We start from the raw sequence: 13,047 nt of genomic DNA, 5'->3' as shown, positions 1-13,047 counted from the left end.
TGAACTTATGAAAATAGTTAAATATAAAATAACAGTACTGCTTTTATGTTTTTTCGGAACCATTTTAGCACAACAAACACCAGCTTCAAAACAAAGTGAAACTATTACAATAACTGGAGTAACAGCCCATATTGGTAACGGTGAAGTGATCTCAAATTGCACTATTATTTTTGAAAATGGAAAAATTACAAGCATTTCAAATTCAAACAATTCAAATTCTTTAAAGGGAACAATTATCAATGCTGAAGGAAAACATGTGTACCCAGGGATTATTGCAACAAATTCATCAATGGGTTTGGTTGAAATTGAAGCGGTTAGAGCAAGTGATGACAAAGACGAAATTGGAGATATGATTCCACATGTTAGAAGTTTAATAGCATATAATGCTGAATCTAAAGTAGTGGAATCTATGAGACCAAATGGTGTACTTTTAGGCCAAATTTCACCAAAAGGAGGTGTTATTTCTGGTACTTCAAGTATTGTTCAATTTGATGCTTGGAATTGGGAAGATGCTGCAGTGAAAGTTGATGATGGAATCCATTTAAATTGGCCAAATGCTTTTTCTAGAAATTGGAGAGCAGGAACAACAGAAGTGAATAAAAAATATGCTGAAGAAATTGATAAAATTAATTTATTTATTAATGAATCTAAAGCTTATAACTATGGAAACAAGACAATTAAAAATTTACCTTTTGAAGCAATGACTGGTCTTTTTGATGGTTCCAAAAAATTATATGTACATGTGAATGATGAAAAAGGAATGATAGATGCTATTAATTTTAAAGTGAATAATTCCATTAAAGAAATGGTAATAGTTGGTGGTTATCAGGCCAATAAAATTACCGATTTGTTAATAAAACAAGAAATTCCTGTTTTGGTAAATCACACCCAAAGTTTACCTTCAAGTAATGACGATGATTACGATTTTCCATATAAATTAGCAAAATTATTAGTTGATGCCGGAGTTTTAGTTGGAATTCAAAATGGATCAAATTCTGATTTTCAGGCAAGAAATTTACCATTTTATGCAGGTCAGGTTGTTGGACAAGGTCTGGATAAAGAAAAAGCACTGGAATTAATAACTTCAAATACAGCAAAAATCTTAGGAATAGATGCAAATTACGGAACCTTAGAAGTTGGTAAAAGTGCAACCTTATTTATTTCAGAAGGAGATGCTTTAGACATGAGAACTAATAAATTAACCCATGCTTTTATAGATGGAAGAATGATTAGCTTAGAAACGCATCAAACGGAATTATGGAAACGGTATTCTGAAAAATACAAAAACAACTAAATTTACATAAGGCTGTCTAAAAAATAAAATCTTTGTCATTCTGAACTAGTTTCAGAATCTCACCATACTGATAATCAATTAGTATAAGGAACCGAAACAAGTTCAGGTTGAAGGATTTCAATACTTTTTAGACAGCTTTTCCATGAAAAATTCACGTTTTTTAAGATTTTATTAATCACTATCTTTGTGGTTTATTTTTAAAAAATGTACAAAGAAATTACCAGTCCCAGCAATAGCTTTATCAAAGAACTTTTTCAGTTAAAGGAAAAATCACGGATTAGAAAAAGCACTCATACTTTTTTAATTGAAGGTTTGCGTGAAATTTCATTAGCAATTGCAGGCAATTATACTATTAAAACAATTTTAGTTGATTTTTCAAAAATAACAGAACTTGAAATAGAAAGCTTACTAACATCTTCAAAATCAGAAATAGAAGTTATTAAAATTTCGAATAATGTATATAAAAAACTGGCAATTAGAGAAAGTACCGAAGGGATTTTGGCAGTTGCAAACTCCAAGGATTTATCATTAGAATCCATTGATTTTAAAACTGAGAATCCATTAATTTTAGTTGCTGAAGCGCCGGAAAAGCCTGGTAATATTGGCGCTTTGTTAAGAACAGCTGATGCTGCTGGAATTGATGCCGTTTTTATTGCAAATCCAAAAACAGATCTTTACAATCCGAATATTATAAGATCTAGTGTTGGGTGTTTATTTACTACAACTATTGCTACCGGTACAACTTCCGAGATAATTTCTTTTTTAAAGGAAAAAAATATTCAAATTTATGGAGCTGCTTTAACTGCTTCAGTTGAGTATCAAACAATAAATTATAAACAACCAAGCGCTATTATTGTTGGTACAGAAGCAACAGGGTTAACAGATGAATGGTTAAAAAATACCACAAAAAATATAATTATTCCTATGCGCGGTGCCATAGATAGTATGAATGTTTCCGTAAGTGCCGCCATTATACTTTTTGAAGCTGTAAGACAAAGAAACCTCTAAATTTTAAAAATGACACCACAAATCCTATTTTATTTATTGATTGGAATAATTGTTGCAAAATTTATTTTTGATACAATTTTAGATGCCAATAATGCAAAACATTTTAATGATAAAATTCCTAAAGAATTAAATGGCATTTATAATGAAGAAGAATATCAAAAATCTCAAGAATACAAAAAAGAAAATTATAAATTTTCACTTTTAACCAGTTCATTTTCGGTTTTACTAACCATTTTGTTTTTCCTTTTTGAAGGATTTGCTTTTGTTGATCAGATTGCTAGAAATATTTCAAACAACGAAATAATAATTACCTTGATTTTCTTTGGAATTATTTTATTTGCAAGTGATTTACTAACCTTACCATTCTCTTATTATAAAACATTTGTAATTGAAGATAAATACGGTTTTAACAAATCAACTGTAAAAACATTTATTTTTGATAAAGTTAAAGGTTGGCTAATGATGCTTATAATTGGAGGCGGAATATTAGCTTTATTAGCTTGGTTTTATCAATTAACAACTACTAAATTTTGGTTATATGCTTGGGGGTTAATTGCCTTTTTTACAGTATTTATGAACCTATTTTACTCAAAATTAATAGTTCCAATATTTAATAAACAGACTCCACTTGAAGAAGGAGAATTAAAAACAGCAATAGATTCATTTGGGAAAAAAGTAGGTTTTAAATTAGATAATATTTACATAATTGATGGTTCAAAACGTTCTACAAAAGCAAATGCGTATTTTTCAGGATTCGGTTCTCAAAAAAGAGTTACTTTATATGACACACTAATTAATGATTTAGAAACCGATGAAATTGTAGCTGTTTTAGCTCACGAAATAGGACATTATAAGAAAAAACATATTATCTACAATTTAATAATGTCTTTAGGTTTAACTGGCTTTACATTTTATATTTTATCATTATTAATTGGTAACAATTTACTTTCAGAAGCATTAAGCGTTAATATAACAAGTTTTCATATTGGTTTAATAGCTTTCGGAATTTTATACAGCCCTATTTCAGAAATAACAAGTATACTTATGAATATAGTATCTAGAAAATTTGAATATCAGGCCGATGATTATGCCAAACATAATTTTAATGCAGATGCATTAATCACTTCATTAAAAAAATTATCTAAAAACAGCTTAAGTAACTTAACACCAAGTAGTTTATATGTTAAATTTCACTACTCTCACCCTACTTTATTACAACGAATTTTAAACCTAAAAAAATAAACTTTATCCATTGTTTAGTCAATTTAAAAGTACTATTTTTAAGCGATGACATATAATTTAAGCATAGAAGAAGAAAATAAAGAAATAGCAAAACGATATAAAGGTTTGCTAAAAGGTGCGTACCAATCATTTACAGATGCAGATAAAAAAGAAATTAGAAAAGCATTTGATATTGCCTTAGAAGCACACAGCTCTCAAAGAAGAAAAACTGGAGAACCTTATATATTTCATCCAATTGCTGTTGCAAAAATTGTTGCATATGAAATTGGGCTGGATACTACTTCTATTATTGCCGCATTATTACATGACGTTGTTGAAGATACTGATTATACTTTAGAGGATATAGAACGTTTATTTGGTGAAAACGTAGCTCGAATTGTAAATGGATTAACTAAAATATCTCACTTAAAAAAAGATCAGGATGCCTCGGTGCAAGCTGAGAATTTTAGAAAAATGTTATTAACTTTAAATGATGATGTACGAGTTATTTTGATAAAAATTGCTGACAGGTTGCATAATATGCAAACTATGGATGCAATGCCGCACGATAAACAAATTAAAATTTCATCTGAAACCTTATATATTTATGCTCCATTAGCACATAGATTAGGGCTTTATAATATTAAATCTGAACTTGAAAACTTAGGATTAAAGTACACCGAACCTGAAGTTTATAATGATATTTTAGATAAAATTACTCAGAGTAAAGAAGAGCAAAATATTTATATTGAAACCTTTTCTAATATCATACGCGAATCATTAGATAAAGAAGGTTTTGTTTATAACATTAAAGGTCGAAGAAAATCTATTTATTCTATTCGAAAAAAAATGCTTTCACAAGGTGTTACCTATGATGAAATTTACGATAAGTTTGCTATTAGAATTATTTATAAATCTACACTAAAAAACGAAAAATTTGATGCCTGGAAAATCTATTCCATTGTAACAGATCATTTTAGACCAAACCCAAGTAGACTGCGAGATTGGATAAGTCAACCTAAATCTACAGGATACGAATCGCTCCATATTACTGTTATGGGACCAAAAGGAAAATGGGTAGAAGTTCAAATTCGTTCTGAAAGAATGGATGAAATTGCTGAAAAAGGATATGCTGCACATTACAGATATAAAAACCAAAATGAGAGAGAAACAGGATTAGATGATTGGTTAAATAAAATAAAAGAATCACTTGAAAATCCTGATGCAAATGCAATTGATTTTGTTGAGGATTTTAAATTGAATCTCTATGCAAAAGAAATATTTATTTTTACACCAAATGGCGATTTAAAAGCACTTCCTAAAAATGCTACTGCCTTAGATTTTGCATTTTCAATTCATACACAAGTAGGAATGAATTGTAGAGGTGCAAAAATTAATGGAAAATTAAAACCTATCAGTCAGGAATTATTTAGTGGTGATCAGGTTGAAATTATTACTGCAAAAAACCAAAAACCAAATATTGGCTGGTTAGATTTTGTAATTACTTCAAGAGCAAGAACACGTATTAAAAACGCTTTAAAAGAAGACCAAAAGAAAATTGCTGAAGAAGGTAAAGAAGTTTTAACTAGAAAGTTAAAACATTTAAAAATTACATTAAACGAAAAAGTTGTAAATGAATTAGTTGTCTTTTTTAAACTTAAAACAAGTTTAGATTTATTTTTTAGAATGGGTAATGGTTCTATAGAAAATAATCAGCTTAAAGAGTTTGTATCACAACGAAATAACGCCTTTGTTAGTTTCTTTAAAAATAGAATTAAAAGAAGCGCTAATAAACAAGAAAACATAGATAAAGATGAAGTAATTGCTAACTACGATTCCTTAGTATTTGGAATTGAAGAAGAACGTTTGGATTTTAAAATGTCGCAATGTTGCAATCCTATTCCCGGTGATAAAGTATTTGGCTTTGTAACAATAAATGATGGTATAAAAGTGCATAAAAAAGATTGTCCGAATGCAATAAGTCTTCAAGCTAATTATGCGTATCGAATTTTAAGTGCAAAATGGATTGATTCTACAAATCAAGAATTTAAAGCAATTTTAAAACTTCATGGAGTTGATCATGTTGGTTTAGTAAATGAAATTACACAAGTTATTTCAAAAAATATGAGTGTAAATATTCATACTTTAAATATTTCAGGAAATGATGGAATTTTTGAAGGTAAAATTACAGTAAGCGTTAAAAATAAAACTCAACTTGATAAATTAAGTGACAGCATAAAAAAAATAGAAGGAATTGATAAAGTTGACAGAATATACAAACACTAGTTTATTCACAATTAAAGTTAATAAATATAAATATATCCAGTATTTTTAAAAAAAAATAGAGTTAACTTTGTTGTTTAATTTTTTATTAAAATAAGCATTTTTATGAGTAATGAAAATCAAAAAATTGTAAAAAGCGTTTTTGTTAAATTTCTAGAAACAAATAGTCATAGAAAAACACCAGAACGTTTTGCAATTCTTCAAGAAATCTATGATTTAAATGAACATTTTGATATAGAATCACTTTATATACAAATGAAAAATAAAAATTATAGAGTAAGTAGAGCAACGCTTTATAACACTATAGAATTACTTTTAGAATGTGGATTAGTTAGAAAACATCAATTTGGTCAAAGTCAGGCACATTACGAAAAATCTTACTTCGACAAACAACACGATCACGTAATTTTAACTGACACAGGTGAAGTTATAGAGTTTTGTGATCCGCGAATTCAAATAATTAAAAAAACGATTGAGGATACTTTTAATATAGATATTCAAAATCACTCACTATATTTCTACGGAATAAAAAAACAAAAAAACAACTAACAAAATTATTAAGCAATACAACATGGCTGTAAATTTATTATTAGGACTACAATGGGGAGACGAAGGTAAAGGTAAAATTGTAGACGTTCTTACCTCTAATTATGATATAATTGCTCGTTTTCAAGGAGGACCAAACGCTGGGCATACATTAATTTTTGATGGACGTAAACATGTATTACATACTATTCCTTCTGGTATTTTTCATAAAAATGCTGTAAATGTAGTTGGTAATGGTGTTGTAATTGACCCTGTTATTTTCAAAAAAGAATTAGATAATTTAGCAGATTTCAACTTAGATTTTAAATCAAAATTATTGATTTCCAGAAAAGCACATTTAATTTTACCAACCCATAGATTATTAGATGCTGCAAGTGAAGCATCTAAAGGAAAAGCTAAAATCGGTTCTACATTAAAAGGAATTGGGCCTACATATATGGATAAAACTGGTAGAAATGGTATGCGTGTAGGTGATTTAGAACTTGAAGATTGGAAAGAACGTTACGCAGCTTTAACTGAAAAGCATATTAAAATGATTGACTTTTTTGATGTTGATATTGAATATGATTTAAAAGAATTGGAGGCTGAATTCTGTGAAGCTATTGATGAATTAAAAGCACTTACTTTTATAGATAGTGAAGAATATTTAAACAATGCCATGAGAAATGGTAAAACTATTTTAGCAGAGGGTGCACAAGGTTCATTATTAGATATTGATTTTGGAACTTATCCTTTTGTAACTTCATCCAATACTACTGCAGCTGGTGCTTGTACAGGTTTAGGTGTAGCACCAAACAAAATAGGAGATGTTTTTGGAATTTTTAAAGCATATACAACTCGTGTTGGATCTGGACCATTCCCTACTGAATTATTTGATGAAGATGGTGAAACAATGTCTAAAGTTGGTCATGAATTTGGAGCAACAACAGGAAGACCAAGAAGATGTGGCTGGTTAGATTTGGTTGCTTTAAAATATGCTGTTGATATTAATGGTGTAACTCAATTAATGATGATGAAAGGAGATGTTTTATCTGGATTTGATACTTTAAAAGCTTGTACTTCATATATATATAAAGGAACTGAAGTTAAGCATTTACCATATAATATTGAAGAACATAATGTAACTCCTGTTTACACTGAGTTTAAAGGTTGGAAAGAAGATTTAACAACTATGACAAGTGAAGCTACATTACCTAAAGAATTATCTGATTATATTAAATTTATTGAAGACTTTGTTGAAGTACCTGTGAAAATTGTTTCAGTAGGTCCTGATAGGAAACAAACAATAATGAGATAACATTAAAAAAGCTTCAATATTTGAAGCTTTTTTTTAACACTATATTATAATTTACAAACTACATTTTAGTTAGTTTTGTGTTTAAATTTATAAATCTTGAAAAATACTTTATTTGTAATAATTGTACTATTTAGTCTTCTAGGGTTTTCACAATCAAAAAAAATTAAAATCTTAAAAGCTGACAATACATTTGTAAAACCACAAGAATATCCAGGTGCAACAATTGTTTTAGGAAATGTTTTTGTAGAACATGAAGGTGCCACTTTAAGATGTAATAAAGCATATATTTATCAAGAAACTAAAATGATTAAAGCAATGGGTAATGTTATTATCAATCAAGGTGATACCATTATTCAATATAGTAAATATGTTGATTATGATGGTGAAAAAAAATTAGCAACTTCTTGGGGTGATGTCGTTTTAAAGGATGAATTAATGACCCTAAGAACTGATACTTTATATTTTGATAGAGAAAATCAACATTTATTTTATAAAAGCTGGGGAACAATTAAAGACACAACAAATTTACTTAAAAGTAAAGTAGGTAATTACTACCTGCGTACAAATAAATTTCAAGCTTTTAATAAAGTAGATGTAGTAAATAAGGATAGCAAATTAGTTTCAGATCATTTAGATTATTATACAAGTACAGGAATTGCCGAATTATTTGGACCTTCAACTATTACTAGTGCTGAAAATTCAATTTATACCGAAAAAGGTCACCATAATTCTAAAACTAATATTTCTCATTTTCTAAAAAACTCAAAAATATATTATGGTGATAGAACTATTAAAGGTGATAGCTTGTATTACAATAAAAATATTGAATATGCAGCTGCTACAGGAAATATTATAGTTTTAGATACGGTAAACGAATCTGTAATAAAAGGAGGCTTTGCAGAATATTTTAAATTAAAAGATTCTGTATATATAACAGATAGAGCTGTTGCTATTTCAAAAATGGAAAATGATTCTATATATGTTCACGGCGATAAATTAATGGTAACAGGTAAACCAGAAGAAAGAATTATTAAAGCATTTAAACGTGTGAAAATTTTTAAATCTGATTTACAAGGAAAATGTGATTCTTTGGTAACCGAAGAAAAAACTGGACTTACTAAATTATTTACAAATCCTGTACTTTGGGCTGAAGGAAACCAAATTACTGGTGATACAATACATTTTTTATCAAATACAGAAACAGAACAACTTGATTCTTTAAAAATTTTGAATGATGGTTTAATGGTTCAAAAAGATTCTGCAGGTTATAGTCAATTAAAAGGTAAAAACATGTATGGAAAGTTTAAAAATAATAATTTAGAATCTTTAGATGCAATTGGAAATAGTGAAACGCTATTCTTCTTAAGAGATGAAAAACAAAAACTTTTTGGAATTGATAAAAAACAATGTAGTGATCATATTTTAATCCTTTTAGAAAATAACGATGTAAAAAGCATCGATTATTATAATATGATAACTGGAAAAACATATCCACCTTCTGAGTTTGAAAAATTAAAAGAAAACGAAAAAACTTTAAAGGGATTTGTTTGGCGAGAAGATGAAAGACCTTTAACTAAAGATGATATTTTTATTAAAGACGAAGAATTAGTTTCCTCAGAAATAAAAGAAACAGCTTCAAAAGAAGTTTTAAAAGGAACTGATTCAATTTCAAAAAAAGTACCTAAACAAATCATTCCAAAGAAAGAATAAAATTAACTTGAAAGAAGATTTTTTTAAATACCAAGCACAAACAAGTCCATACCCATTAGCAATAGAAATTTCACATGCAAATGGTTCTTATGTGTACGATTCAAATAAAAAAGCTTATTTAGATTTTATTGCTGGAGTTTCAGCCAACACACTTGGGCATAATCATCCAACAATTTCTCAAGCCATTAAAAATCAGGTTGATAAATATACACATGTAATGGTGTATGGAGAATTTATACAACAACCACAATTGGAGCTTTGCAAAATACTTGCTGATAATTTACCTGAAAATTTAAAAACTGTTTATTTAACTAACTCCGGAACTGAAGCTACAGAAGGTGCTTTAAAATTAGCTAAACGTTTTACTGGCAGAAGTGAAATAATTGCTGCTAAAAATGGATATCACGGTAATACACAAGGCGCTATGAGTGTTTGTGGTGCTGAAGTACAGAATAGTGCATTTAGACCCTTAATTCCTGGAATAAAATTTATTGAATACAATAATTTTGTAGATATTGATAAAATTACTACCAAAACTGCTGGAGTTATTTTAGAAACTATACAAGGCGGTGCTGGTTTTATTGAACCTAAAAATGATTATTTAAAAAAAGTAAAGGAAAAATGTGATGCTGTTGGAGCTTTACTAATTTTAGACGAAATACAATCTGGAATTGGTAGAACTGGAAAATTATTTGGTTTTGAAAATTACAACGTAGTGCCTCATATTATTGTTACCGGAAAAGGTTTAGGCGGTGGTATGCCTATAGGAGCTTTTATTGCTTCTTTTGAAATAATGAGCTGCTTAACCAAACATCCTAAATTAGGTCATATAACAACCTTTGGCGGACATCCAGTAATTGCTGCTGCTGGAAAAGCTACTTTAGAGGAGTTATTGAATTCAAATTTAATTAAAGACTCTTTAGCCAAAGAAAAATTAATTAGAAAATTACTTATTCATCCATTAGTTTCTGAAATTAGAGGAAAAGGTTTAATGTTAGCTGCTATAGTTGAAACTACTGAAATTGCTTCTAAAGTGATTTTAAAATGTTTAAATAAAGGTTTATTACTTTTTTGGCTATTATTTGAAGGAAGAGCTATTAGAATAACACCTCCCCTAACCATTTCTGATAACGAACTTTATAAAGGCTGTAATATAATTATTGAATCACTTAACGAAGTTTTAGCTGATTACTAACCACTTACCTTAACTTTCTATTAACAAAAGCACAAAAAGTTACTAGCAATTTGTTAAATATCTGTTAATATAGTACTATGTTATGCACAATAGCGTAACAAAACTTAAATATAGACGTCATTTAAGTGTACAGTAACTAATTAAAAACAAATATTATGAAAACTTTAAACTTAACATCACCAGAACAAAAAAAGAAAAAAACTCATATTGTAAATTATACAAACACAAAAAGAATACAATGGGACAGATTTAGAAGATACGGATTATACGCTTATTAAAAAATCAAATTTACACTTATGAAAACTTAATTATAACCTATAGAAAAAATTCTATAGGTTTTTTACTTTTACCAAGTTTCATTATATAGCCATTTCAGTTTATGCATCTTTAGCTACAAGAAATATATTGATAAAAATTTATAAAACCGCTGCCTATCCTTTTCAAGATAAGCAGTGAGATTTTATAACATGCAATTAAATTGTAAATTTAAATTATAACCTATTACCCTCTATACGTAACAACTTAAAAAAACGCTACACTTTTATTTTAGTTTTTATTTTTTAAACTAAAATTATAACGTAAATGAACACCAACACTAGAAAAATCAAGATTTTGCTTTGTAACTGGCATTAATGAATATTTAAAATATGGCTCAATTATAATGGATTGCTGTTTCATATTTACTGGAAGTTCTATACCAAAAGAAAAATTTAGAATATTTGCAATATTAAAATTATTTGAATCATTTGGTGTAACAACTTTATTGTTTGTTTGTATTAATTCATACCTAACAATATTATTTCCATAAGCATCTAAGCTGCTTGATTCAGCTCTATTATTAACTAAATATATTTCTTCAATATTATCTTTAATATAGGTAGTTGAAGTTATTCCTGCAGCTATAAATAAATCTTTTTTATCAATTGAAAAGTTATATTTTAAATTAAATGGTATTTCAATCCCCTTAATAATTGCTTGTTTTTCAATTATTTGGCTGGAACTTTTAGAACTCACAATATCAGACAAATTACTTGCTGGTTTATTTAAATTAATTGTTTGATCTGCATAAAGTATACCTGTATTAATATCAAACTTATTTGAAATTGGAATATCAACGGTAATACCACCAACAAACCCAACATTAGAACTTTCACTTTCCTGATTATAATTGTATGATGGTGCTAAATCAACACCTAATTTAATAGGTTTTTTACTATTAGCTTCGGTTATAACCTCATTATCTTCAAGTAATGAAATATCTTTTTTAAGGTTTAATGAATCTTTTTTTAATTTTTGATTGGTAATTACAATAGCATTATTATTTGTAATTGAATCATTATTCAACTCTTTGTCAATAATTTGAGTTATTTGTTTATTCTCATTATTTAGATTATTGAAAATTTTATGAATATCCACATTTACCGAATCGTTTATTTTTTTTGAAATTTTATCTTTTAAAATAATAGCATCTTTGGTTTTAATTTCATTAGAAACAATTACTTCCTTTGCCTTAGAATATCCGTTTTTAGTAGATTTATTCTTGCTATATGCATTTACAGTATCAATTTCACTAATTATTGTATTGGAATTATTTAGGCTATCAAATTCACTTGATGAAATATAAATTTTATCATTATTTTTTAAAGAATCTATTCTCAAAGAATCATTTTTACTATCTAAAATAATTTTTGGATTAATTTGTTGTTTTAAATCCGAATTACTAAAGAAATATTTCCCTAAACCACCTAAAACTGCAATTATTAAAAAGGCTGCTACTGGCCAATAAAACAGCACTCTTCTCTTATTTTTCTTCTTTTTAGCTAATAGCAAATTCCAATGTTCAGGATTGTAAGGAGCCTCATTATTTTCAGTTACCTCCTTAACCTTCGCACTAAATATTTTATCAAACTTATCTTCCATATCTCCTAAAAGTTTTTATTAAATAAAACTCTTAATTTCTTTTTTGCTCTTGTTAAAAATACGCGAGATGTGCTTTCACTTATATTTAATTTTAAAGAAATTTCTTTATGATTAAAACCCTGAATTTCATATAAGTTAAATACAAATCGATGCATTTCAGGTAAAAAATCTAATAGTTTTAAAATATCTTCTGCATTTAAATTATCTATTGCATTTATATTTACTTGAATACTATTTGTTTCTTCAATTTCCAAATGATATAAATGTTTAGAATTTTTACGATAATTATCAATTGCAGTATTAATTAATATTCTTCTTAGCCAATTTTTAAATGGTATTGAATTATTGTATCCATTTTTTTCAATTGAAGAAAAAACTTTTAAAAAACTATCGTTTAAAATACTAACAGCATCATCATTAGAATATGTATATAACCTGCAAATACTTAAGGCATAGCCATAAAAATGCTTGTATAACATTTCTTGATGCAATACATTACCTTTTTTACATTGGGTTATAAGGTTTTCAATATTTATTTTTTTATCTATCTCCCGTTCCAAATTAAATTTGGTT

The 13,047-nt window shown here is 27.8% G+C and carries 11 protein-coding genes; 9 read left to right on the top strand and 2 right to left on the bottom strand.

Annotation, left to right across the window (positions count from 1 at the left end; genetic code table 11):
* Nucleotides 1–7 precede the first annotated feature (7 nt).
* From BX611_RS06185 to BX611_RS15250, 9 genes are all read left to right on the top strand, one after another.
* The gene (locus BX611_RS06185; RefSeq protein WP_115879269.1) at nucleotides 8–1,294 is read left to right on the top strand and encodes an amidohydrolase family protein; all 1,287 of its coding nucleotides are present in this window, start codon (nucleotides 8–10) and stop codon (nucleotides 1,292–1,294) included.
* 204 nt (nucleotides 1,295–1,498) lie between these two features.
* Nucleotides 1,499–2,302, top strand: a complete 804-nt coding sequence (locus tag BX611_RS06180) for a TrmH family RNA methyltransferase (RefSeq protein ID WP_115879267.1) — start codon at nucleotides 1,499–1,501, stop codon at nucleotides 2,300–2,302.
* Nucleotides 2,303–2,311: 9 nt separating this feature from the next.
* Nucleotides 2,312–3,544 carry a M48 family metallopeptidase gene (locus BX611_RS06175; RefSeq protein WP_115879265.1) on the top strand — a complete coding sequence of 411 codons (1,233 nt, stop codon included), beginning with the start codon at nucleotides 2,312–2,314 and terminating at the stop codon, nucleotides 3,542–3,544.
* A 45-nt stretch (nucleotides 3,545–3,589) separates the two neighbouring features.
* Nucleotides 3,590–5,809, top strand: coding sequence for a RelA/SpoT family protein (locus tag BX611_RS06170; protein WP_115879263.1), 2,220 nt, complete (start codon nucleotides 3,590–3,592; stop codon nucleotides 5,807–5,809).
* Nucleotides 5,810–5,911: 102 nt separating this feature from the next.
* A complete protein-coding gene (locus BX611_RS06165) occupies nucleotides 5,912–6,355 on the top strand; it encodes a Fur family transcriptional regulator (protein WP_115879261.1) in 444 nt (147 codons plus the stop codon).
* Between the two features lie 22 nt (nucleotides 6,356–6,377).
* On the top strand, nucleotides 6,378–7,649 hold the full coding sequence (locus BX611_RS06160) for an adenylosuccinate synthase (protein WP_115879259.1): 1,272 nt from the start codon (nucleotides 6,378–6,380) through the stop codon (nucleotides 7,647–7,649).
* A gap of 96 nt (nucleotides 7,650–7,745) precedes the next feature.
* Entirely contained in the window at nucleotides 7,746–9,359 is a 1,614-nt protein-coding gene (locus BX611_RS06155; RefSeq protein WP_162879981.1) for an OstA-like protein, read from the top strand.
* A gap of 7 nt (nucleotides 9,360–9,366) precedes the next feature.
* The gene (locus tag BX611_RS06150) at nucleotides 9,367–10,554 is read left to right on the top strand and encodes an aspartate aminotransferase family protein (protein WP_115879255.1); all 1,188 of its coding nucleotides are present in this window, start codon (nucleotides 9,367–9,369) and stop codon (nucleotides 10,552–10,554) included.
* A gap of 155 nt (nucleotides 10,555–10,709) precedes the next feature.
* The gene (locus BX611_RS15250) at nucleotides 10,710–10,832 is read left to right on the top strand and encodes a hypothetical protein (protein ID WP_262510555.1); all 123 of its coding nucleotides are present in this window, start codon (nucleotides 10,710–10,712) and stop codon (nucleotides 10,830–10,832) included.
* Between the two features lie 268 nt (nucleotides 10,833–11,100).
* Here BX611_RS15250 and BX611_RS06145 read toward each other — a convergent pair whose 3' ends face one another.
* Nucleotides 11,101–12,474, bottom strand: a complete 1,374-nt coding sequence (locus BX611_RS06145) for an outer membrane beta-barrel protein (protein WP_115879253.1) — start codon at nucleotides 12,472–12,474, stop codon at nucleotides 11,101–11,103.
* A 5-nt stretch (nucleotides 12,475–12,479) separates the two neighbouring features.
* The gene (locus BX611_RS06140) at nucleotides 12,480–13,034 is read right to left on the bottom strand and encodes an RNA polymerase sigma factor (protein ID WP_205417104.1); all 555 of its coding nucleotides are present in this window, start codon (nucleotides 13,032–13,034) and stop codon (nucleotides 12,480–12,482) included.
* Nucleotides 13,035–13,047 lie beyond the last annotated feature (13 nt).

The sequence above is a fragment of the Lutibacter oceani genome (assembly GCF_003384935.1).
Classification (GTDB): Bacteria; Bacteroidota; Bacteroidia; order Flavobacteriales; family Flavobacteriaceae; genus Lutibacter; species Lutibacter oceani.
Note: the sequence above shows the minus strand (reverse complement) of the source record. Positions and strands in the feature narration are given on the sequence as shown.